General features: G+C 66.6%; 14 protein-coding genes. 3 read left to right on the forward strand and 11 right to left on the reverse strand.

The genetic code is table 11. The features are described from left to right. Positions 1 to 472 precede the first annotated feature (472 nt). From F7D09_RS09590 to phoA, 5 genes are all read right to left on the reverse strand, one after another. Positions 473 to 994 carry a heat shock protein transcriptional repressor HspR gene (locus tag F7D09_RS09590; protein ID WP_152235275.1) on the reverse strand — a complete coding sequence of 174 codons (522 nt, stop codon included), beginning with the start codon at positions 992 to 994 and terminating at the stop codon, positions 473 to 475. 144 nt (positions 995 to 1,138) lie between these two features. Then, positions 1,139 to 2,149, reverse strand: coding sequence for a DnaJ C-terminal domain-containing protein (locus tag F7D09_RS09595; protein WP_152235276.1), 1,011 nt, complete (start codon positions 2,147 to 2,149; stop codon positions 1,139 to 1,141). 159 nt (positions 2,150 to 2,308) lie between these two features. Then, positions 2,309 to 3,073 carry a nucleotide exchange factor GrpE gene (grpE, locus tag F7D09_RS09600; RefSeq protein WP_152235277.1) on the reverse strand — a complete coding sequence of 255 codons (765 nt, stop codon included), beginning with the start codon at positions 3,071 to 3,073 and terminating at the stop codon, positions 2,309 to 2,311. A gap of 2 nt (positions 3,074 to 3,075) precedes the next feature. After that, a complete protein-coding gene (dnaK, locus tag F7D09_RS09605) occupies positions 3,076 to 4,959 on the reverse strand; it encodes a molecular chaperone DnaK (RefSeq protein ID WP_152235278.1) in 1,884 nt (627 codons plus the stop codon). A 394-nt stretch (positions 4,960 to 5,353) separates the two neighbouring features. Further along, positions 5,354 to 7,492 carry an alkaline phosphatase gene (gene phoA / locus F7D09_RS09610; RefSeq protein WP_152235279.1) on the reverse strand — a complete coding sequence of 713 codons (2,139 nt, stop codon included), beginning with the start codon at positions 7,490 to 7,492 and terminating at the stop codon, positions 5,354 to 5,356. A gap of 374 nt (positions 7,493 to 7,866) precedes the next feature. Here phoA and F7D09_RS09615 point away from each other — a divergent pair, with 374 nt between their 5' ends. Further along, positions 7,867 to 8,895, forward strand: coding sequence for a LacI family DNA-binding transcriptional regulator (locus tag F7D09_RS09615; RefSeq protein WP_152235280.1), 1,029 nt, complete (start codon positions 7,867 to 7,869; stop codon positions 8,893 to 8,895). 229 nt (positions 8,896 to 9,124) lie between these two features. Here the strand turns inward: F7D09_RS09615 and F7D09_RS09620 are convergent, their stop codons facing one another. From F7D09_RS09620 to F7D09_RS09650, 6 genes are all read right to left on the reverse strand, one after another. Further along, complete coding sequence (locus tag F7D09_RS09620; RefSeq protein ID WP_226836219.1) at positions 9,125 to 9,901, reverse strand: TraX family protein; 777 nt, start codon at positions 9,899 to 9,901, stop codon at positions 9,125 to 9,127. 119 nt (positions 9,902 to 10,020) lie between these two features. Further along, entirely contained in the window at positions 10,021 to 11,034 is a 1,014-nt protein-coding gene (locus F7D09_RS09625) for an HAD family hydrolase (protein WP_193312433.1), read from the reverse strand. 501 nt (positions 11,035 to 11,535) lie between these two features. After that, the gene (locus tag F7D09_RS09630; protein WP_152235287.1) at positions 11,536 to 13,815 is read right to left on the reverse strand and encodes an alpha-amylase family glycosyl hydrolase; all 2,280 of its coding nucleotides are present in this window, start codon (positions 13,813 to 13,815) and stop codon (positions 11,536 to 11,538) included. Between the two features lie 259 nt (positions 13,816 to 14,074). Beyond that, on the reverse strand, positions 14,075 to 14,932 hold the full coding sequence (locus tag F7D09_RS09640; protein ID WP_226836221.1) for a sugar ABC transporter permease: 858 nt from the start codon (positions 14,930 to 14,932) through the stop codon (positions 14,075 to 14,077). A 134-nt stretch (positions 14,933 to 15,066) separates the two neighbouring features. Then, entirely contained in the window at positions 15,067 to 16,446 is a 1,380-nt protein-coding gene (locus F7D09_RS09645; protein ID WP_152235288.1) for a carbohydrate ABC transporter permease, read from the reverse strand. A 285-nt stretch (positions 16,447 to 16,731) separates the two neighbouring features. Continuing rightward, positions 16,732 to 17,985: an extracellular solute-binding protein gene (locus F7D09_RS09650; protein WP_152235283.1), complete on the reverse strand. Its 1,254-nt coding sequence runs from the start codon at positions 17,983 to 17,985 to the stop codon at positions 16,732 to 16,734. 286 nt (positions 17,986 to 18,271) lie between these two features. Here F7D09_RS09650 and F7D09_RS09655 point away from each other — a divergent pair, with 286 nt between their 5' ends. Both F7D09_RS09655 and malQ read left to right on the forward strand, forming a co-directional pair. Next, complete coding sequence (locus tag F7D09_RS09655) at positions 18,272 to 20,131, forward strand: alpha-amylase family glycosyl hydrolase (RefSeq protein ID WP_152235284.1); 1,860 nt, start codon at positions 18,272 to 18,274, stop codon at positions 20,129 to 20,131. A 517-nt stretch (positions 20,132 to 20,648) separates the two neighbouring features. Next, the gene (malQ, locus tag F7D09_RS09660) at positions 20,649 to 23,018 is read left to right on the forward strand and encodes a 4-alpha-glucanotransferase (RefSeq protein ID WP_152235285.1); all 2,370 of its coding nucleotides are present in this window, start codon (positions 20,649 to 20,651) and stop codon (positions 23,016 to 23,018) included. The last annotated feature ends 539 nt before the right edge of the window (positions 23,019 to 23,557 follow it).

The following is a 23,557-nucleotide window of genomic DNA, read 5'->3' on the forward strand; positions in this document are numbered from 1 at the left end:
CCGCAAACGCGCCGCACGACGCGCCACACGCTGAAGTCCCCTCCCACGCGTAGGTTTTCAAACAACACCACGCATGGTGCGAGCGTCAGCGTCGCCACTCAACCCATCAGATAAATAAACACGGTGATTATCAACAATTCGCACGCGGACGCATATATGAAATCTCTGAATCTCTGAACGCACCGGAATCTCAGTAGTCCGTCACAGCCATTCCGTCACAGCGGGTAGGTACACGCTGTGACATGCCTCGCCCAAGCCTTGAAAACACTAGAATCTCAACAGTTTGTCACAGCGGGTAGGTACACGCTGTGACGGACCGCGCTCGGGCCTTTGTGTGCGAGGGCGAGCAGAATGACGGGGTGTGGGCGACGGGTGGCGACGGGTGGCGACGGTCGCGGCTGTCGTGGCTGTCGTGGCGGGCACGGCCGTTACACCGGTCATCACGGTCGTCGCGTCAGTCGCGGCCGTCGCGTCAGTCGCAGCCGTCAGTAATCTGCAGGGGCGCGAGCTGCACGCGACCGCGGCTGTTGCGCCGCCAGATGCGCGCGAACCGCGACTGATGGACCTCCACGACCTCACCGTCCATGTCGGCTTCGAACACGCTGTCGCCGGCCATGCGCTGCCGCATGTGCCGGATCTGCCGGCGCAGCTGACGGTTCTCCTCCTGCAACGAGAGGATGTGCGTGATGCCGGCCAGATTGATGCCCTCATCCTGGCTGAGCCGCTGCGCCTGCGCGATGCGCTCGATGTCACGCAGCGTGTAGCGGCGGGCGCCACCCTCGGTGCGCCGCGGCACGATCAGCCCGAGCCGATCGTACTGGCGCAGCGTCTGCGGGTGGATGCCCGCCACCTGCGCCGCTTGGCCGACCGTGAACACGGGCAGCTCGACGTTCAGGCCGAGCGCGTCCACCGCGTCTAGGTCGGCGCGTCCGGAGACGATCGCCGCGGCACACGCCGCATACGCGCGTCTGACTTCCTGCGCGATTCGTGCCATGTCGTTCATCTCCTTTGGTGTGTGTTCGTGAAGCGGGGGCACTCCCCCAGTCTTCGCCACGCTCAGCCAGCCCCCTCCGCCGAGGGGGCCGAGGCAAGCGGGCCAGTCATCTACCGGCTGGCTGGAAACCAGCCCGGACTCCGATCAGCGTTCGGAGGCGACCTGTTCGGTGTAGTCGCCGGCGGCCTTGTCGAACTCCTTGGCGGCGTGCTTGACGCCCAGGCCCGGCTTCGCGGGAACCTGGATCTGCACGCGGCCGATCAGGTCGCCCGGGGTCGCGGACTGTACGCCCTTGCCCTTGACGCGCACCTCGGCGCCGCTGGACGAACCGGCAGGCACCTTGAACGTCACCGGATCGTCATCCAGGTCACGCGCGACGATCTTGCCGCCGGCCACGGCCTCGCCCACGGTCACCGGCAGGTCCATGACGATGTCATGGCCGCGCAGCGAGAACCGCGGATCGGCCTTCACCTCGACGGTCAGGTACATGTCGCCGTTCGCGCCGCCGTTGCGGCCGCGCTTGCCCTTGCCGGCGATGCGGATCTTCTGGCCGTCCTTGACGCCTGCGGGCACGTGCGTCTTGAACTGTTCGCCGTCCACGCGCAGCGACACGGTCGCGCCCTTGGCCGCCTGACGGAACGTCAGGGAGATCCGGGACTTGCGGTCCTCGCCGCGCTCGGGCGTCGGCGGCTCCTCATAACCGGCGTACGGCGAACCGCCGAACCCGCCGGCGGTGCCACGGCCGCCCGCGCCGCCGCCGAACATCGAGAAGATGTCGTTGAGGTTGCTCGGACCGCCGCCGGACGTGCTGAAGCGGATGTTGCCGCCGTTGCCTCCGCCGAACATGCTGCCGAACATGTCGGCGAACCCGGAGGCGTCGAAGCCGCCCTGGCCGCTGCCGCCCGTGAAGCGGGCGCCGCCCATGCCGAACTGGCGAATCGCGTCGTACTTCTGACGCTGCTGCTTGTTGCTCAGCACGTCATACGCCTCGGAGATGTCCTTGAACTTCTCCTCGGCCTCCTTGGTCTTGTTCAGATCGGGATGATACTTGCGGGCCAGCTTGCGGTAGGCCTTGGTGATCTCCTCGTCGGAAGCGTCCTTGGAGACACCGAGGACTTTGTAGAAATCCTTGCTCAGCCATTCGTTTTCGGCCATGCGTATCTCCTTTCGTACTAACATATAAAGGCTTATAATCCTGCTCCCGCTGGCGGGAGCTGTCGAGCGAAGCGAGACTGAGGGTGGTCTCAGCTACGAACCACCCTCAGTCAGCCTTCGGCTGCCAGCTCCCGCCAGCGGGAGCGGAAATGGGTAAGGTCAGGCCTTCGGCGAGGCGACCACCACGCGGGCGGCGCGGATCACGCGGTCGCCGATGCGGTAGCCGGCTTCCACCACGGTGTCGACGGTCTCCTTGTCGGCCGAATCGTCCGGCTTGTGCAGGATCGCCTCATGCTTGGTGGGGTCGAACTCCTCGCCCTTCTCGCCGAACTTCTCGACGCCGAACTTCTCGAACGCCTTGTCGATCTTCGCGGCCACGGCCTTGAAGGAGTCGTCCATCTCGCTGTGCTCGCGGATGCGGTCGATGTCGTCGAGCGCGGGCAGCAGGGCGGTCAGCACGTCGATGATGCCGTGCTGGCGGAAGCGGTCCTGCTCCTTCTTGGCACGGTTGCGGTAGTTGATGAACTCCGCACGCTCGCGCTGCAGCGCCTCGAGGTATTCGGCGGCCTCCTTCTTGGCCTGGCCAAGCGGAGTGAGGGTGTCGGCCTTGCCGTCGGCGGGCTTGCCATCGGCGGCATCGGCAGCGCCCTGCTGGCCCGGTGCCTGCTGGCCCTCGGCCGACGCATCGGCCTGGGAGCCGGCATTCGCACCGGCGTCGGCCGTCGTAGAATCCTGCGTCTCGGCGGAGCCGGCCGCAGTCGGCTTCGTCTCGGCGGCAGGATCGGCGGCGGCCTGTTCGGGCTTGGCATCGCCGGCCGGCGATGCGGCGGCGGAGTCGGCCTTGCCGGCCACGGCGGCCTTGTTGGCCAGGTCGTCCGCGTCCGGCAGGTCATTCAGGTAATCGTCCTTGTTGAATCCGGACATGATTACTTGTTGTCCTTCTTGTCGTCGTCGTCCACGACCTCGGCGTCCACCACGTCGTCGTCACCGCCGTTGGAGGCGGTGCCGGACGCGGCGCCCGCACCGGCCGCGGCGCCAGCGGCACCCGCGGCGCCGGCCTGCGAGTACAGGGCCTCGCCGATCTTCTGGGCGGCGGTCATGAGCTCGCTCTGCGCGGTCTTGATCTTCTCGATGTCGTCACCCTTGAGGGCTTCCTTCAGGGCGTTGACCTTGTCGGTGACGTCCTTGGCGATCTCGTCGGAGACCTTGTCCTTGTTGTCGTTGACCAGCTTCTCGGTCTGGTAGGCGAACGCCTCGGCCTGGTTGCGGGTCTCGGCCTCCTCCTTGCGCTTCTTGTCCTCGGCCTCGTGGGCTTCGGCCTCCTTGACCATGCGGTCGATCTCGTCCTTCGGCAGGCCCGAGCCGCCGGTGATGGTCATGGACTGCTCCTTGCCGGTGCCCTTGTCCTTGGCGGACACGTGCACGATGCCGTTGGCGTCGATGTCGAAGGTGACCTCGATCTGCGGGACGCCACGCGGGGCCGGCGCGATGCCGGTCAGCTCGAAGGTGCCCAGCGGCTTGTTGTCGCGGGCGAACTCACGCTCGCCCTGGTAGACCTGGATCAGCACGGACGGCTGGTTGTCCTCGGCGGTGGAGAACACCTCGGAGCGCTTGGTCGGGATGGCGGTGTTGCGGTCGATGAGCTTGGTCATGATGCCGCCCTTGGTCTCGATGCCCAGCGACAGCGGGGTCACGTCGATCAGCAGGACGTCCTTGCGGTCGCCCTTGATGACACCGGACTGCACGGCGGCGCCGACGGCCACGACCTCATCCGGGTTGACGGACTGGTTCGCTTCCTTGCCGCCGGTGAGCTCCTTGACGAGCTCCTTGACGGCCGGCATACGGGTGGAGCCGCCGACCAGCACCACGTGGTCGATGTCGCTCACGGAGATGTTCGCGTCGCGCAGCACGTTGTTGAACGGCGTGCGGCAACGGCCGAGCAGGTCGGAGGTCATCTCCTCGAAGTGCGCACGGGTCAGGGTCTCGTCCAGGTGCACCGGGGTGCCGTCGGGCGTCATGGCCAGGTACTGCATGTTGATGGAGGTGCTCGTCGAGGAGGACAGCTCCTTCTTCGCCTGCTCGGCGGCTTCCTTCAGACGCTGCAGCGCGATCTTGTCCTTGCTCAGGTCGACGCCGTACTTGTTCTTGACCTCGCTCACCAGCCAGTCGATGATCTTCTGGTCCCAATCGTCGCCGCCCAGGTGGTTGTCGCCGTTGGTGGCCTTCACCTGAATGGTGGAGAAGCCGTCGTCGTCCTTGCCGATCTCCAGCAGGGACACATCGAAGGTGCCGCCGCCGAGGTCGAAGACGAGGATGCGCTCGTCCTCCTTGCCCTTCTCTAGGCCGTAGGCCAGCGCGGCCGCGGTCGGCTCGTTGATGATGCGCAGGACGTTCAGGCCGGCGATCTTGCCGGCGTCCTTGGTGGCCTGACGCTGGGCGTCGTTGAAGTACGCCGGGCAGGTGATCACGGCGTCCGTGACCGGCTCGCCGAGGTACGCTTCGGCGTCCCTCTTGAGCTTCATGAGGATCTGCGCGGAGATCTCCTGCGGGGTCCACTTCTTGCCGTCGATCTCGACGGTCCAGTCGGTGCCCATGTGACGCTTCACCGAGCTGATGGTGCGGTCGACGTTGGTGACCGCCTGACGCTTGGCGACCTCGCCGACGAGGATCTCGCCGGACTTGGAGAACGCGACCACGGACGGCGTGGTGCGTGCGCCCTCGGCGTTCACGATGACGGTCGGTTCGCCGCCTTCAAGCGTTGCGATGCAGGAGTTCGTAGTACCCAGATCAATACCAACTGCACGTGCCATAATGTGTGCTCCTTACGTTGTTTCGTTCGTTTACGTTTGCTCGCTCAAGTCTTGGGGCCGGCGGCCGCGGCTTGCGCGCCGCCGCCGGACCTTCGCCCCGAGGTGTGCCCTCGTTTTGCTTTCCAAAACTTGAGCCTACACCACTCAACTTTCCAATACCAACTTTTATTCCCACTTCTTCACAAAAACTTGAGCGAATCTCACTCAACTTTCAGCGGGCCGTCAGCAAGCGTCAGCTGGCACCCCATCGAAACCGCCGCGTCGCATCCCCAAGACGACGTCAGCGAAAGCATCCGCCGGACCGTTGAGACACCCGGCGCACGCTTTCGCTGACGCAATGGCACAGTATTCAGTTATGTAACGCTACGGCCGCAAACCACCGGCCGCGCGTCGCTCAGCGACGTCCGAACTTGGCGAAGCGCACGGTGAGCGCTGCGGCGCCGAGCGCGAGCACCAGCACCGCGAGGCCGAGGATGGTCGCGCCGGTCTTGCCCAGCGGAGCGTTCGGCTTGGTGACGCCGCCCTGCGCGACGGTGCCGCCGTTGCCCTTGCCGGGCGTCTTGTCGGCGGATCCGGAAGCACCCGGGAACGAGACGCTGGCGGACTTGCCGGACTGGCGGCCGGTCACGGTCAGCGTGTACTTGGCGCCCTCGGCCGGCGTGAAGTCGCCGAAGTCGAGCGTGGTGGTCGCGGCGGTGGCGACGCGCACGCCGGAGACCGGGGTGGTGTCGTTGGAGGCGGCGACGACCTTCTTGGAGGCGTCGTCGACGAGCTGGTAGGAGAGCACCGCGTCGCCGTTGAATCCGGTGACGTCCGCGCTGTACTTGCCGTCGTCGCTCTTGTTCACGGCGACCTTGCCGCCGTCGGACAGGCCCTTCTGCTGGTCGGTGGTGGTGGCGAGGCCGAGCGCGCCGGCGATGGTGTAGAAGTTGTCGGTCTGGTCGGTCAGGCCGTCGACGCGCGAGGCGCCGGGGCCGGAGGCCGCGATGCGCAGCTGGGTGCCGGTGTGCTCCATGCCGCCGGCGGTGTAGCCGACTTCGGGGTTCTCGGCACCCTTGTCCTCACCGGTGGCGGTGCCGTAGGAGATGACGGTCTGGGAGCCGTCGGCGTTCTTGAGGATGGTGCTCAGCGCGTAGTACGGCGGCTCGCCGACGATCTGGCTGGTGTGCGCGTGGTCGGCGGTCACGATGACGAGCGTGTCCTTGAGGTCGACCTTCTTCAGCGCGGCGGCGATGGCCTTGTCGAGGTCGTCGGTCTCACCGATCTGGCCGCAGGCGTTGGCGGCGTGGTCCTGCTTGTCGATCGAGGCGCCCTCGACCTGCAGGAAGAAGCCCTTGGAGGACTTCGGGTTGGCCTGGAGCAGGTCGATGGCCTTGTTGGTCATGTCGGCCAGCGAGGCGCTGTTGCCGGCCGCGGTCTTGTTGCCGAGCCAGGCGTCGTTCACCGAGCACTCGACCGGGCCGCGCTTTTCGGTCGCCGCCTGGGTGAGCGCCGGGGTCGGGTTGAACTGGGTGGGCAGGTTGCCGCCGCCGAGCAGGGCGAGGACCGGCTGGTCCTTCTTGCCGGTGGCCTGCGCGTCGATGCCGGCGAACTTGTCGACGTCGTTCTCGACGGTCAGGAAGCCGCGGTCGGCGGCCTGCTGCCACAGGGTCTTGCCGTCGAGGCCGAGCTGGTTGAAGTACTTGGAGCCGCCGCCGATGGTGACGTCGGCGCGGGTGTCGAGCAGCTGCTCGGAGATGGAGCCGATGCCGCCGTTGACCTTGAGCTGGTCGGCGAGGCAGTTCTTGGACTGGTTGCCGTCGGAGGCGTCGAGCTTGCCGTCGCCGTTGGTGTCGGTCTTGCCGTCCCACTTGCCCTGCGGTCCGTAGCAGGCGCGCTCGGTGGAGTGGGATTCGAGGACGGCCGGGGTGGCGTCCTGGATTTCGGCGGTGGTCACGTTGCCGGTGGCCAGGCCCTTGGCCTTGGCGAGTTCGATGAGGTTGAGCTGCGGGTTGCCCTTGACGTCGACGTCCACGGCGTTGTTGTACGTCTTGGTGCCGGTGGACCAGCCGGAGCCGGAGGCGGAGGAGTCGGTGACGGGAGTGATGACGCCGGCGGTCTTGGAGCCGGCGAGCTTGCCGTCCTTGTCCTTGGCCATGAGCGAGTCGTTGGAGCTGTTGCCCAGCGAGAACGTCGTGTACTGGCCGGAGCCGGCTTCGGCGGCGGTGTTGTCGCCGGTGAGCAGCGCGCCCGGCTGGCCGAGCTTGTCGAGGCCTGCGAACGAGCCGTTCACGCCGTGCAGGTAGTTGCGGGCGGCAGTGATCTCGGAGTCGCCCATGCCGTCGCCGATGAACAGGATGACGTTCTTGGCGCCGGGGTTGCCGAGGGCGGCGAGACGCTGGGCGCCGCCGTGGACGGACAGCTGCTCGACGGTCTTGCCGTTGAGCGCGTAGGTGGGGTTGCCCGCCGCGAGCGCCGGGGCGGTCAGGGCGCCGAGGGCCGCGACCGAGGTCAGGGCCGCGACTGCGCCGGAGACGACTTTCTTGAATGCCATGGATCTCTTCTTCCATTCGTGACGGGAGGGCCCGTCATGGTCCGGCGTGGGTCGTTGTCGTATGTCGGCCACGTCGGAGAGTCTGTTAGTGCTCACAGTTCAGCTAACTCGGCGAAAGGAAAGCCGGCGCGACGGCGGCCCGAACTTCAGGTGAACTTACGGCGTCGCGTTGGTGCCGCGAGAGGGGCGGCGGCAGGCGACGGCAACGCGTGACGCCTTGCGTTTCCGTTATGAGAATGTTTGCAGTATACTGGTACGGATACATAGGCGGCAGTGCCGTGGCCTGCCTGCCGCACGACGGCAACGGCGTACGGCGACGTCTATATGACAACGTCACTACAGGCGGCGACACCGGCACAGGCAAAGGAGATGACATGGACAAGGCAGGAATCCGCGAAGTGGCGAAGGCGGCGGGGGTCTCCATCTCCACGGTCTCGCGCGCGTTCGCGCATCCCGAGATCGTCTCCGAGCAGACGCGCCGCAAGGTGATGGCCGCCGCCGACGCGCTCGACTTCAACATCTCGCGTTCGGCCGCCGCGCTCAAATACGGGCAGACGTTCCGTGTGGCGCTGCTCATGAACGAGGAGATCACCAGCTGGTTCAACACGCAGGTCTTCGCCGGCATCAACTCGGTCATGCACGACGCCGGCTACGACATCTCGATCTTCCAGCACATCGACACCGCCGACATGCGGCGGTCGTTCTTCAAGGACCTGCCGGTGCGACGCAACGTCGACGCCGTGTTCGTCGCGTCGTTCGCCATCGACCGCGCCGAAGTGGAGCAGCTGCAACGTATCCACGTGCCGATCGTCGGCATCAACACGCCTTCGGTGGACGGTTTCGACGCTTCGATCAGCATCGACGACGAGAACGGCATGTACACCGCCGCCCAGCATCTCATCAACCTCGGCCACCGGCGCATCGTCTACGTCTGCTCGGCCGCATCGGAGACCATGGACTCGTCGATCGACGCGCGCGGCCGCGGCTTCACGCGCGCCTGCCAGAACGCCGAGACGACGCACGACCTCGACTGGCAGGTGCTGACCGTGCCGCGCGGCCGCACGTTCGCCGACTCCGCACTGTCGGCGCTGCTCGCGCTCGACCGGTTCCCCGACGCGATCTGCTGCCAGATGGATATGATGGCGATCCCGCTCGTGCTCAAACTGGAACGCTACGGCCACCGCACGCCGCGCGACTATTCGATCGTCGGCTTCGACGACAGCCCCTACGCCGACACGATCAACCTCACCACCATGCGGCAGGACCCGTACGCCATGGGTCGCAAGGCGGCGCTCAAGGCGATCGACCTCATCAACGACCGCACGCCGGAGACCCCGCACGAGATCGTACAGCCGGAGCTGATCCTGCGCGAAACCGACGCCCTCTACACGCCGCAGGACTAAGCGGCCGGGCCCGCTGCCCCCGCCGCGCCGCCTTACTTTGTCACAGCGGGTAGGTACACGCTGTGACGGACTCGCGCAAACCCAGTATTTCCAAGGCATGAGCACGACTTGTCACAGCGTGCACCTACCCGCTGTGACGGCGATACGGCACAGCGATACGGCACAGCGATACGGCACAGCGATACTGCACAGCGATACTGCACAGCGATACTGCACAGCGATACGGACACTACAACACAGCGACGGAGAGCGCACCCAGCGCCAGCATCACCGGGTACAGCGCGTAGAACACCCACCGCGTCCACGGATGACCGTAGCCGAGCTCGTCGTTGCGGTAGTGCAGGAACACGACGCCCAGCGCCGGAATGACGCCGTTGACCGCACCCAGGAGTCCGGCCGTGAACATCATCGTGTTCTCATGACGGCCGAGATAGCGGAACACGAGCGCGAACGCCAACGTCAGCACGCCGCCGAACATCACCCGCTGGTCCACGCCCACATGCAGCAACAGATTCCACAGCACGCCCACCGCGGCGAACAGCACATCGACCACCACCAGCGAGACCCCCGAAAGCCGCTTGCCGGCCCAGTCGAACAGGCCGAGCACGATGAGCGCGATCAGCAGACCGTACACCGGATTCTGCACGCGCAGGTCGAACCAGCGGCCGGTCATGATAAAGTCGTACGGGACCTCGGCCAGTTTCGCGACGACGAACAGCCGCACGCCATACCGCCACACGTCATGCGTGTGACGCCAGCCTTCGACCAGCAGCCACGCGTAGATCGGAATCGCGCACCACGAGACCACGTCGCACAACACCACGGCGGTCAGCGACGTCATGTTGTCGGCCGACGGCGCGCCGAGCAGCGCCGGCAGCACCGTGACGGCGACGACCGACAACGCCGCGAACAGCGCGGCGATCGTCTTGAGCCGGAACGCCGACAGCCCCTTGGCGTGCGGCCCGTCATGGCGACGGCCATCCATATCTGTCGTATGCTCTCTCATCTGGCACCTCCTGCGGCGCGGAATTCCGCCCCCTCTGTCGTTACGCATCCCATCGTATCCGTTATGCCGATGCGACGGTTCGTTCTGTCACGCTGTGTATGACACGGCATCCGCGGCCCTCAATCCCCGCCGCCGCGCACGCCGAGCAGCGTCGGCGGCGTCGCCAGCCGAGCATAGTCGACACCCAGCAGCGCGGCCAGCGGCGCGTAGTCGGCACCGCGTAGCGACAGCACGGCGTGCGCACTGGATTGCGGGTCGCCGGCCGGCGAGATCGCCGTGCGCAGGTACACGCCGTCGATGCCGGCCGCGCGTGAGCCGAGGATGTCGCTGCGCTCGTCGTTGCCGACCATGACCACGCGGTCGGGACGCAGACCCTCACGCGCGAGCGCCCGGTGAAACAGCTCGGGCGACGGCTTGCGCACGCCCTCCTCGCTGGAGATGACGATGCGGTCGAACAGCGGCGTCAGGCCGAGCATGTCAAGTTCCGGCCGCGTGTAACAGGCCTGCGCGTTGCTTACGAGCACGACCCGCAGCCCGGCCGCGTGCAGCGACCGCAACAGACGGATCGCGCCGGGGTACAGGCGGATCGTACGTGTGCTCGCGCGGCGGAACGTCCACGCGGCGTGACGTGCGGCACGGTCGATTGCAACGCGGTCGATTGCGGCGGCGGCCGGCGTGCCGGAGGTGCGGTCGGCGATGGTGCCGCGCATGGCGGCTTCGCACAGCAGACGGTAGGCGGGCAGCAGGTCGGGTTCCACGCAGTCCGGCGGTATGACGGGACGCCGGCCGTCCAAGGTCGCCGTCATGGCGGACCGTGCTGCGGCTGACGTCGGCGTGCCATCGGATTGCGTATCGGCCGAAAGCGGCACGGCATCGGCGTGTGCGTGCGCCGTGCGCGGCGAGTGGATCGACGATGATCGGACCGCCTGCTGCCGTGCGTTCGTCTCGCGCACGGCTTGCGTGAACCGGGCGCGAAGGCCGGCGATGCTGACGGCCGGCTCCATGCCGAGTCCGACCAACGCCTCGCGCAGCGCCTGCCACGGCTCGTCGGCTTCCTCGTCGGTGCGGATGTCGATCAGCGTGCCGTACAGGTCGAAGAACACCGCGTCGTATCGTCGCGTCGATGCCGTCATAGGTGCATGATCCTTTCTTGTGATGTGCCGGCCGGGCGGGCGGTTAGCGGGTCTCGCCATGCTTTCGCTCCCGCTGGCGGGAGCTGGCTCGCGAAGCAAGACTGAGGGTGGTCAGAGCCGTCTGCGACCGGCCCGCCAGGCGTTCGAGTCGAAGATGGACACCGACAGCCGATCCGCGTCCGTTGCCATCCAGCTCGCCTACCGTTCTATCCGGAAACGGACGCTAACAGGTCGATTTGCGGCCGATTCCGACTAGTTCATCGGCGGTTCTAGTCGGAAACGGACGCTAACGGGCCGTTTTGCGGCCGTTTCCGACTAGGAGGCCACGCGAATTAGTCGGAAACGACCGCTGCCGGCCAGACCGGGCATTGCTGCGTCACTCTGCCCGCCCGAGCACAGTGACGAGAGTGCGAAACCCTAGTATTTGCAAGGGGCCTCAGTCATGCGTCACTGTGCGAGGGCGAGCAGGGTGACGCATACGGCATCACGCAACGGTCTCCGCTAGGCGCGCTTCCAGACGGTGAACGACCGCGGAGGCAGTACAAACCATTCCCCCGCCGTACACCGCCCCGCGCCCTCGGCCCCCTCGGCGAAGGGGGCTGGCACGGCCGAAGGCCGTGACTGGGGGAGCGTCCCCGCATCCACACCAGCATCGTCATACCAATCCGAGCTCAGCACAAGCCGCCAGCCGTCAGGCCCAGTCTCTGCCGCATACCGGCCCATCTCCTCAGCCCCCTCGGTGGAGGGGGCTGTCGGCGAAGCCGACTGGGGGAGCGTCCCCGCCACAGCATCAGCAGCGCCGGCAGCGGCCCCAACCGCCGACACCAACGCACGACGGGCCTCGTCGTCCGGATTCGCGAACACCGCGTACTCCTTCACACGGAACGCCACAACGTCACCGGCAACGTCGATCGCCTGCCGCGGCGCGTCGAACCAGCACGGATCGGACCGGCGCAGCGCGATCAGCGCCGCATAGTAGTCCACCAATCCGCCGAGGCGCACGGAACGCCGCCAATCCAGCTGGTTGAGCGCGATGCCGGAGTCGTACGAATTGTCGTCGCCGTATTTTGTGCGGGCGAACTCCTCGCCGGCGAGCATGAACGGGATGCCCGCGGCAGTGAGCGTCAGCCCGGCGGCGATGCGGTTCGCGGCGAGCACCGCACGGCACCTGCCGTCGCGCACGTCGAACACGTCCTCGGCCGGCACGCGACCGCCCGCCGGCACACGATCATCGGCATCCGCAAGGCCGTCCCCGGCGACATCACCGCCGCCACGGCCGCCGTCCCCGGCAGCCCCGACATTCCCGGCCGCAACCCCGTCCCCGCACACGTCCGGGCACATGCTCATGCACAGCTTGTCCCACAACGTCAGGTCGTCGTGCGCCGAAACGTACTGGATGATCTGCCCCGGCTCGCCTTCGCCGAACGCGCCGGGCTCGCGCCACGCGTCGACGGCATGCTGGATCGCGGCCTTGTTGCCAGCCGCGTCGCCGTTGACGTATCCGCGGCGTTCCGGGTAGAACACGTGCCCTTTGATGGCGTCGCGCGTGGTGTCGCAGAAGTGCCCGATGCGCGGGTTCAACGCCGCCAGGCCGTCCTTGTTGGCGAGCGTCACGCCTTCCGGCACGCAGGTGGGCCCCGCCGACCACGGCTCGCCGTACATGAGGATCGACTCGCCGCCGGGCAGCGTATCGAGCGAGTCGCGCACGGCGTTCATCGTGTCGACGTCGATGAGCCCCATGAGGTCGAACCGGAACCCGTCGATGTGGTATTCGCGCGCCCAGTAGGTCACCGATTCGACGATGAACCGTCGGAACATCGCCCGTTCGCTGGCCATGTCGCACCCGCAGCCGGAGCCGTTGGCGAGCGCCCCGTACGGCCATCGCCGGCAGTAGTACCCGGGCACCGTGCGTTCGAACCAGTTGTCGGGCGAGAACATGTGGTTGTAGACCACGTCCATGATGACCTTGATGCCGGCCGCGTGCAGCGACTGGATCATCGTCTTGCATTCGCGGATGCGCACCGCGCCGTCGTAGGGGTTGGTCGAGTACGAGCCTTCCGGCACGTTGTAGTTGACCGGATCGTACCCCCAGTTGAACTGCGGGCCGCCCGACTCGTCCACGGACCCGTAGTCGTAGAACGGCAGTAGCTGCACGGCGGTGACGCCGAGCCGGCGCAGGTAGTCGACGCCGCTGGGATGACCGTTGCCGGAGCGACCGTCGCCAGAGCGGCCGTCACCGGAGCGTTCACCATCAACGCCGGTGCCGCGGTCGGCGAACGCGAGGTACTTGCCGCGGTGGGCCGCGGGGATGCCGCCGTGCGGGTCGTTGCTGAAGTCTCCGATGTGCGTCTCCCAGACGACCGTCTCGGCCGGCGGCACGTCGGGCCGTCGGTCGTCGTCCCAGCCGTCCGGATCTGTGGAGCGCAGGTCGATGACCATGCTGCGCCGGCCGTTGACGCCGGCCGCGCGCGCCCATGGGTCGGCGGTACGTTGCACGGTGCCGTAGGGGAACGTGACGAGATAGTCGTAGTAGACGCCGCTGAGGTTGCCGTCGAGGTCGGCGGTCCATGAGCCGTCCGCGTGCGGCGACAGCGCGATGGTGCGCAGCGTGCGGTCGCCGGCTTCGCTGTCGCTGCCGTGTGTGAACAGCCGCAGCGTGACCGCGCTGGCGGTCGGCGCCCACAGGGCGAACGTGGTGTGGCCGTCCGCGACCGCGGCTCCCAGCGGACGTTCAAGACACAGCGGATATGGGTCGGTGTCGATCGGGGATGCGGCGGCCATGCCGTCGGGGCCGGCGGGGATGTCCGCGGCCGGCGTAACGGACTGCGTAGCGGATTGTGCAACGGACTGTGCAGCGGACTGTGCGAGGCCGGACGTCGCCGCAGCGTCCGGAACAGCAACGTCCGGAACAGCAACGTCCGCAGATGCCGCGGGCGGCACCGCAGCGACAGCCACGACACCGCCCGCATCCTCGACGCCCTGCGAATCCGCCGGCAAGCCGGCCGGCGGTTCGTTCATGAAGGTCGTCATGTCGGTCACATCAGCCTTTCACCGAGCCGCTCATGGACTCCTGATAGAAGCGCTGCATCACGATGAACAGGATGGCGATCGGGATCGAGACGAGCACCGCGCCGGCGGCGAAACGCGCGTACCAGGTCTGGATGTACTCCTTGTCGAGCATGAGCCACAGACCCAGCGCGACCGTGTAGTTCGACTGCGTGCGGCAGATCACCTTCGCCATCACGAAGTCGAGCCACGGGGTGAGGAATCCGGTGATGGCCTGGTAGACGATCATCGGCTTGGAGATCGGGATGATGATCTTGGTGAACACCTGCCAGCGCGTGCAGCCGTCGATGAGCGCGGCCTCGTCGAGCGACATGGGGATGGTGTCCATGTAGCCCTTCATCACGTAGAAGCCTGCGCCCGAGCCGGCCGCGTACACGAGGATCAGCGCGATGAGCACCGGCGCCGAGCCTTCGGTCAGCTTCATCGCCTTGAGGATGAAGTAGATCGCCGTGACGGCCATGATGCCGGGGAACATGCCCAGGATCAGCGCCACGTTCATGAACGTGCGGCGGAAGCGGAACCGCAGGCGCGACATGCAGTAGGCGACCGACAGCACGAAGAACACGGAGATCACGCACACGAAGCACGCCACGATGAGCGTGTTCATGAACATGCGCGGGAAGTTCATGACCGAGCGGTCGGTGAACAGGGCCGTGTAGTTGCCGAGCGTGTACTCCTTGGGGAAGAACGAGTCGGTGTAGGGGGCGGTGTTCTTGTTGAAGCTTTCGAAGAACACCCACACGATCGGCACCAGCCAGATCACCGCCATGACGGCGAGGAACAGGTGGGTGGCGATGTCGCCGGCGATGCGGCGGCGGCGCTGGTCGTGCATGAAGCCGTGCGACTGGGCCTTCGTGGACGTCGCCTTCGCGGACGTCGCCTTCGTGGACGTCGCCTTCGCGGTCGAAACGTCGGCGGACGCGGCACCGGACTTGCCGGCGGCCGCTGCTGAAGTAACTGCGGAACTCATCGGAACGCCTCCTCATCCTTGTACGATCCGGAACTGCGGTAGGTGATGAGCGCCACCACCGCAAGCACGATGAACGTCATGATGCCGATCACGGCGCCGAGGTTGTAGTCGCCGCGGTCCACGGTCAGCTTGTACAGCCAGGTGATGAGCAGGTCGGTCTTGCCTGCCGACTGGCCGACCTGGCTGGGTTCGCCCTGCGAAAGCAGGTAGATCACGTTGAAGTTGTTCACGTTGCCGGTGAACGTGGTGATCAGGTACGGCGTGAGCACGAAGATGATGTACGGCATGGTGATCTTCGTGAAGATCTGCCACCAGTTCGCGCCGTCGATGCGGGCGGCCTCGTACTGTTCGGCGGGGATGTTCTGCAGGATGCCGGTCACCTGCATGATCGTGTACGGGATGCCGACCCACAGGTTGATGACGATGACGGTCACGCGCGCCCAGGTCGTGTCGGTGAAGAACGGCAGCGACTGGTCGATCCAGCCCCAGCTCATGAGCATGCGGTTGATCGCGCCCTGCGGCTGCAGCATGGTGCGCATGGTCAGCAGGGAGACGAACTGCGGCACGGCGATCGACATGGAGAACACCGCGCGCCAGAAGCCCTTGCCGTGCGTGGTCTTGCGGTTGATGATCATGGCCATGAACAGGCCGAAGAAGAAGTTGAGGAACGTGGCGAAGAACGCCCAGGTGAGCGTCCAGCCGAGCACGGAAAAGAACAGCGGCGCGTTCACGTCGCCGGTCGCGTTGCCGGAGAACACGGTCTTGAACGTGTCGAGGCCGGTCCAGTCGAACAGGGTGACGTGGTCCTGGTCGTAGTTGGTGAACGCCACCGAGATCATGAAGATCAGCGGCAGGATGGTGAACACGACAATGCCGAGCGTGGGCAGCGCCATGAGCAGGTTGGAGACCTTGCCGTCGCGCAGGTCGCGCAGGTCGTCGAGCAGTTCGGGTGCACGGCCGCCGTTTTCACGCGCCTGGCATTCGGCCTTGTACGCGCTGCGCACCGCCAGAGCCCACCACAGCACGAACACGGCGCAGATGGCCACCGTGCACACGCCGTACAGCAGGATCACCACGGAGTTGTCGCCGGGGACGTACTCCCAGAAGCCGTCGACGAGCTGCTTGCCGCCTTTGTTGTCGCCGAGCGACGGCAGCATCGCGAGGTTGTGTGCGCCGTCGGCCGCCATGAACCAGATGAACAGGATCTCGCCGGCGAGCAGGACGAGTCCCTTGACGATTTGCTTGTGTGCGAGGTTGCCGAGGCCGAAGACGAGCGCGGAGAGCTTGGTGGTCAGGCTTCCCTGCGAGAGCGCGGCGCGCACGGTGTACGGTGACGGCGCCACGCCGTCCTTGTTCGTCTTGCGGCGGCGACTCATGGGCCGTGCCGCTTTCGCGGGTGTCGCAGTGGTGCTGGACATGGGTACCGCCTTATCGAACGTTGGGTTGTTGGGGTTGATGGGGGCAGTCTGGATGCCACGGCGACCGGACGCCTGCGGGGTGTGCGGCCGCCGTGAGGAGGAGGCTGTCACGCCGTGGCGGGCGGCGGGGAAGGAGAGAACCCGCCGCCCGCCAGGGCGTGTGGTTGGCGTGGGTGCCGGCTGTCAGGAGCGGCCGGTGCCCACGATGTTCAGGATGTTCGGTGGCTCAGTGGTTCAGGGCCGTCACTTGGTGGCGGACTTGAGCTGGGCTTCGAACTCGGCGACCTTGGAGGCCGCGTTGGACGGGGTGACGTCCTTGTTCTTGAGGCCGTTGCCGAACGTGGTGGCCGGGTCCCAGAAGTTGTTCATCGCGGAGATGGTCGGCTGGTTGACGGCGATGTTCGACATCGTTTCCAGCTGGGCCTTGGAGGCCGGGTCGTCGGCCGTGGAGGAGAGGGACTTGTCGGCCGGGGTGACGCCGCTCATCGTGTAGTGCAGCTTCTGCGATTCGGTGGAGCCGAGGTAGGCGGCGAACTGCGCGGCGGCCTTCGGGTTCTTCGCGTTCGGGTTGTACGCGGCGGCCTTGGTGCCGGAGAACGGGGTGAGCTGGACCTGCTCGCCGTCGAGCGTGAAGCTCGGGGCGGGTGCGGCGGCGTAGTTGTCGCCGAGGGCCTCCTTGGCGCTGGCGGCGTTCCAGGTGCCGTCGAAGTAGGCGTCGACCGTGCCGTCCTTGAGGCCGGCGAGGCCGGTGCTGCCGTCATCGACGACGAAGTTCTTGTTGGTCATCAGCGTGGCGAGGTACTTGGTCACGTCGGCGGCCTTGTCGCCCAGGTCGATGCCCTTGGAGGCGGTCATGCCGTCGTCGCCGAAGAACTTGGCGCCGGCGCCGGTGAAGAACGCGGTGTAGTACCAGGGTCCGCCGATCTGGAAGGCGACCTTGCCCTTGGAGAGCATGGTGTCGAGCGACTTGACGTCATCGGCACTGAACTTGGACTTGTTGTAGTACATGAACCAGGTGTTGCCGGTGTAGGGCACGCCGTACAGCTTGCCGTCGGAGGAGGTGACGGACGCGATCGCGGCGTCGCCGTTCTGCTCCTTGACCTGCTTCTCGGCATCGGTGCCAAGCTGGCCGATGGCGTTGGCGTCGATGAGGGTGCCGAGCTGGTCGTTGCCGAACATGTACACGTCGGCGGCGGAGGCCGGATCCTGCTTGACGGTCTTGGAAGCGTCGTCCTCACCGACGACATCGTTCTGCCAGGTGATCTTGTACTCGGGGTGGGCCTTCTCGAAGTTCTTCTCCACGGTCGCCAGGAACGAGTCGCCCTTGGAGGAGTCCTGGTCGGTCTGCGGGCCCCACACCTTGAGGGTGACGGCGGTGGTGCCGCCCTTGGCGCTGCTGGAGCCGTTCGAGCCGCTGTCGGAACCGCACGCGGCGAGGGGAGCGAGCATGGCCACTGCGGCGGCCAGTCCCATGGCTTTCTTCCAGTTGATCCTCATCGATCTTCCTTTCTCCTGTGACGTCGTCACGGTGGCGGCGTCGCCGCAGCATCGTCACCTTAACCATGCTGCATACGTTTTCTTTTATCAGGGACGCAGAGCGCAACAAGTCGGATTCACGGCTTCAGCGCAGTGGTTCCGCCGCAGGCTGTCTTTTCGTTGTTTTTCAAGGCTTTCTGCGGTGTTGTCTATTACTGTACCACGTGACGCAAACGTTGTCAAAGCGGTGCGCGACAATGGTCGCACGATAACGACGTCAAACCCCGTCAACCAAAGGACGTGAGCCATGGAAGACACACGACACACCGAACCACGCAACGCCGCGCACACCGCACGCACCACGCCACGCTGGCTGCGCGACGCACGGTTCTACGAGATCTACCCGCAGAGCTTCGCCGACTCCAACGGCGACGGCATCGGCGACATCCCCGGCATCATCGGCCGCCTCGACTACATCCGCGAACTCGGCTGCAACGCGCTGTGGATCAACCCCTGCTACGACTCGCCGTTCAAGGACGCCGGCTACGACGTGCGCGACTACACGCGCATCGCCCCACGCTACGGCACGAACGACGACATGGTCCGCCTGTTCGGCGAGGCCCACCGCCGCGGCATCCGCGTGCTGCTCGACCTCGTCCCCGGGCACACCAGCGAAGAGCACCCCTGGTTCCAGGCGAGCGCCAAGTCCGACCACGCCGACCGCCACCTGCCGGGCGACGCACGCACCCTCTCCGAACGCTACATCTGGACCGACTCGTGGATCGCCGGCGGTGACGGGCTGCCGTTCATCGGCGGCGAATGCGAGCGCAACGGCACGTACATCCTCAACTTCTTCAAATGCCAGCCGGCGCTGAACTACGGTTTCGCCCACCCGCGCCAGCCGTGGCAGAAGCCGGCGCTCGGGCCGGACGCGCTCGCCACATGCGAGGCGATCGCCGACGTCATGCGCTTCTGGCTCGGCCTCGGCGCCGACGGATTCCGCGTCGACATGGCCGACAGCCTCGTCAAGCGGGACGACGAGCCGGGCGTCGTCGACGGTTGGACGACCCGCAAGCCGTTCACCATCCGCACGTGGCGGACCATCTTCGAGCAGGTCCGCACCGAATTCCCCGAAGCCGCGTTCGTCTCGGAATGGGGACGCCCGTACGAGTCGCTGCTCGCCGGCTTCGACATGGACTTCTACCTGGACTGGCGTTGGGACGGCAAGCCGAACGGCTACAACATGCTGCTGCGCGACACCGATACGCCTGCCGAGCGCAGCAGCGACGACCGCAGCTACTTCAACGCGGACAGCGGCACCGGCATCGAAGGCTTCCTCGGCCAGTACCTCCCCCAGCTGCGCGACGCCGAACGGCTCGGCGGCTACTTCGACCTCATCACCTGCAATCATGACACGCCGCGCGTCGCCGGCCGCCTGACCGACCGCGAGATCGCGCTCGCCTACGCCACGCTGCTCACCCTGCCCGGCGTGCCGTTCGTCTATTACGGCGACGAGATCGGCATGCGCTACCGTCAGCTGCCGAGCAAGGAGGGCGGCTACGTGCGTACCGGCAGCCGCACGCCGATGCAGTGGGACGGCGGGCGCAACCTGGGCTTTTCGACAGCCGCGGCCGACGCGCTGTACCTGCCGGTCGATGATGATGCCGCCGCGCCGACCGTGGCATCGCAGCAGGCGGACGGCGGCTCGCTGTGGCACGTCGTGCACGACGTGCTCGCACTGCGGGCGTCGACGGCGGCCTTGCGCGCCGACGCCGGTTTCGCGCCGATCACCGAATCCGGCCGCCTCTTCGCCTTCCGCCGGTTCGTGCGGACGGCGTGCGCGGACGCCGCGGCCGATGGAGACGCCACCGGCAAGGCCGTTTGCGACATGACTGGCAGCAGGGCCGACGGCAACAAGGCAGACGGTAGCAAGACAGACAGCGATATGACCGACAGCAGCAGGGCCGACGCCGACATTGTGGTGGCCGTCAACCCCGGACGCACGACCCTCAGCCTCGACCTGCGCGGCGACGCGGCAGCCGCGGACAGCGGCACAACCGCCGGCATCGCGCACACGCCCGGCTCCGTCGTCTTCGCCATCGGCGAGCCCAGCTACGCCGACGGCACGCTCGTCATGCCCCCGCAGTCCTTCGCCATCCTGCGCTAGCGCGCCGCCCGACCCAGTGCGGGTGACGCTCCCCCAGTCTTCGCTCCGCTCAGCCAGCCCCCTCCACCGAGGGGGCCGAGGTGCGGGCCGGCCCTCATCCCGCGAGGCGATCGTCCCGCCCCTGCCCCCGGTGGAAGAGACCGTCATACTCACGGGTACCGGCAACGCTTTACTTCACCTTGGCCCCCTCGGTGGAGGGGGCTGTCAGCCAAAGGCTGACTGGGGGAGCGTCGCCCCCGCTGGCGGGGGCTGTCACGGCTTTGCCGTGACTGAGGGTGGTCACTGAACGCAGGAGACCACCCTCAGTCTCGCTACGCGAGCCAGCTCCCGCCAGCGGGAGCAAACCCCGTCGCCGTAAGCCGCCAGCTCTCCGTCACAGCGGGTACCTACCCGCTGTGACAAGCAGTCTTCAACCATTGCAATCTCTTGATTGTCATCAATCCGTCACAGCGGGCACCTACCCGCTGTGACAGATTCTGGATTTTTCGATTTTGGATTTTGAACAGAAAGGAATCCCATGCAGCAACCCAACGGCAACGAAGCCGCATCCATCGAATCGCCGGAACGTCTGGCACGCCCTCTCATCCGGCTCGCCAAGGCGTGCGGCGTCTCCACGAGCTATGTCGACCAGATGGGCGCTCCCGTCGAGATCCGCGACGACGTGCTGGTCGGCGTACTGGCCGCGCTCGACGTGGACGCCTCCACGCCCGAGTCCGTCGAACGCGCGCTTGCCGACGTCGCACGTCAGCGCCGCGACCGGATCGTCAGCCCGACGCTGCTCGCCATCACGGACCGGCCGAATATCGTCACCATCAACCGTCCGGCCGACGACATCACGCAGGTCAGCATCACACTGGAGGACGGCCGCAGCTGGCCGGACGAACTGCACGCCGTCCCCGCAGCCGACTCCCCAGCGACCGCGACCCTCACCTTGCCCACCGACCTGCCAATCGGCTACCACACCCTGACCGTGCTCACCCACACAGCCGACGCGCAGCCCAGCACCGCACAAGACAGCGCCGCACAGGCAGTCGCCACCCTCATCGTCGCCCCGCCGCGCATCGAACTGCCGCCCTCGCTGCAAGCCGACCGCCGCAGCAACAGCCACAACAGCAACGACCGCCGCAGCACCCACCCCTGGGGCTGGATGACGCAGCTCTACTCGGTACGGTCCGCCGGCTCGTGGGGCGTGGGCGACTACGGCGACCTGCGCCGGCTCCTGGCGGACGCGGCCGCGCACTCCACCGCCGACTTCATGCTCATCAACCCGATCCACGCCTGCGCACCGGTGCCGCCGCTGCAGCCGTCGCCGTATCTGCCGGAGTCGCGCCGCTTCCTCAACGTCACGTACATCCGGCCGCAGGACATTCCCGAATACGCCGCGCTGCCGGCCGACCGACGCGCGGCCGTGGACCGGCTGCACGCCACGCTCGCCGCCGCGAACGACAGTGCTCAGCCGCTGGACATCAACGCCGCGTGGTCGGCGAAACGTCAGGCGCTGCGCATCATCTTCGACCAGCCGCGCACCGCCGCGCGCGAAGCCGCGTTCGCCGCGTTCAAGCAGGCGGCCGGCTCCGACCTAGACGCGTTCGCCACGTGGTGCGTCGCGTTCGAGACGTGGGGTGCACCGTGGGAACGGCCGTCGTGGTTCGACGGCGAGTCGAAGTCGTCGCCGCGCGTCGCCCGGCTGGTGCGCGAGCATGCGGACGACCTGGAGTTCGCGCGCTGGATGCAGTGGATCGCCGACGAGCAGGTGGCCGCCGCGCACCAGGCCGCGTTGGATGGCGGCATGGCGCTCGGCCTCATGCAGGACATGGCCGTGGGCGTGCACGCGCTCGGCGCCGACGTGTGGTGGAGTCCGGAACGGTTCGCCAAGGGTGCGACCGTGGGTGCACCGCCGGACTTCTACAACCAGCAGGGGCAGGATTGGGGTCAGCCGCCGTTCAGCCCGCGATACCTGGAGGACACCGGCTACCGCGTGTACCGCGAGATGCTGCATGGCATGTTCGCGCACGCGGGAGCGCTGCGCATCGACCATGTGCTCGGCCTGTTCCGCCTGTGGTGGATTCCGGCCGGCCATGGAGCCGCGGACGGCGCGTATGTTACGTACGACCATGAGGTGATGCTGGCGATACTGGCCATCGAGGCGACGCGCGCGCATGGCGTGGTCATCGGCGAGGATCTGGGCACGGTGCCGCCGTATGTCTCGCGTGTACTGGCCGAGCATGGCGTGCTCGGCACGGTGGTCGAATGGTTCACGCGCGAGGGCGATTCGCCGAACGCGGGCGACCCGTACGCGCTGCCGTCAACGTATCGCCGCGCGGCGCTGGCGTCGGTCACCACACACGACCTGCCGCCGACCGCCGGATATCTGGCGCTCGAACACGTGCGGCTGCGCGAAGAGCTGGGACTGCTGACGGAGCCGGCCGAACGGTTCCGCGCGGCCGCCGTTGCCGAACGTCGTTCGATGATCGCCATGCTGGCTCGCGGCAGCTGGCTGGATCGCAGAATCGCCGACGCCTGCATGGGCGGGGATGCCGGCACAGATGGTCACGCCGTTGATGGTCACGCCGCGAGCGATCATGTCGCCGCCGACAACGTCACCGCCGACAACGTCACGAATGAGACCGCCGCGGTCGCCGCGAATGAACAGGCGATCATCGAGGCGATGCACGCGGCGCTGCTCAGTGCGCCGTCCGTGCTGTTGCAGGCGACCATCGCCGACGCGGTGGGCGAGCGCCGCGTGCAGAACCAGCCGGGCACGAGCGACGAGTATCCGAACTGGCGTATTCCGCTGTGCGACGGCTCGGGCCGCGTAGTGCACACCGACGAGGTGTTCTCGCTGCCGCGCGTGCAATCCCTGTGCCACGTCATGGCCTGCAACTAACGATTGACGGACCGTACTCGTAGACCCCATCCCGAGTACGGTCCGTCACAATTTCCCAACCGAACGTACCCGTACCGCCCCTACGAGTACGTTCCGTCGACAATTCCTGACGGACCGTACCCGTAACCCCCATTCCGAGTACGGTCCGTCACAATTTCCCAACCGAACGTGCTCGTACCGCCCCTACGAGTACGTTCCGTTGACAATTCCTGACGGACCGTGCTCGTATCGCCCATTCCGGGTACGGTCGGTCATAATTTCCCAACCGACCGTACCCGTACCGCCCCTACGGGTACGTTCCGTTGACAATTCCTGACGGACCGTACCCGTAACCCCCATTCCGAGTACGGTCCGTCACAATCTCCCAACCGAACGTACTCATACCGCCCCTACGAGTACGTTCCGTTGACAATTCCTGACGTTGATAATGGTTATGCCGGTTAATCCGATCGGCGATAATGGGAGTGGCGGCCTGGCGGTGACCCTGATTCTGACTGACGGCCTCGGTGATCGTGGCCTGTCCTTGTTCCGATTTGTCC

It is taken from the genome of Bifidobacterium leontopitheci (assembly GCF_009193355.1).
GTDB lineage: Bacteria > Actinomycetota > Actinomycetes > Actinomycetales > Bifidobacteriaceae > Bifidobacterium > Bifidobacterium leontopitheci.